At 67.0% G+C, this 563-nt stretch carries 1 protein-coding gene; it reads right to left on the bottom strand.

The features are described from left to right. Window positions 1–563 (bottom strand): TIGR02677 family protein (locus tag G3480_RS27325; protein ID WP_164657303.1); only part of this gene is annotated, 563 nt, incomplete at both ends.

Genomic DNA, 563 nt, shown 5'->3' with positions numbered 1-563 from the left:
CGACGCAGATAGTCCAGCAGACGATCCTTGTAATCGATGAAGGCCGCGCGCTCGGCCCGACGCAGATCGAGCCCTCGGGCCAGTCCGGCCATGAAGTCGCGGGCATTGTCGGCAAGGTCGCTAAAGACCCGGGTGATGTCGCGCAACAACAGGTGCGCCTTGGCGCTATCGAGCCCGGCCTCGCTGTCCTGAGTGTCGAGCAGTGCGCGCAAGGCACGCAGCTGGCTGGCGATGTCGGCTAGGGCCACCGACTGCAGGGCGCCATGATGTCCCAGCATGCGCTCATACGTCTCCAGGGCGGCTTGGGCGGCTTCGCCCTCGCGCGTGATCTGGTAGAGATAACGGGCGCGATAGAAGTCCTCCACCGTGGTGACCCGGCTGGTGTCGGGCTCGGCCTGGAGGTTACCCCACTCCACCAGTTGGCCGAGCGCGGCCTGGACGGCGTCGAGGTCGAGCCGCCGGCCGTCACGCGAGGCGCGTTCGAGCACGTCCTCCGGGCGCAGGTGGACCAGGAAGTGTTCCTTGGCTTCGGAGAAGGCCCGCATCAGGGTCCGGTAGAGATC

This window comes from Thiorhodococcus mannitoliphagus (genome assembly GCF_010915725.1).
Taxonomy (GTDB): Bacteria; Pseudomonadota; Gammaproteobacteria; order Chromatiales; family Chromatiaceae; genus Thiorhodococcus; species Thiorhodococcus mannitoliphagus.
This window is presented reverse-complemented; position numbering and strand designations above follow the sequence as displayed.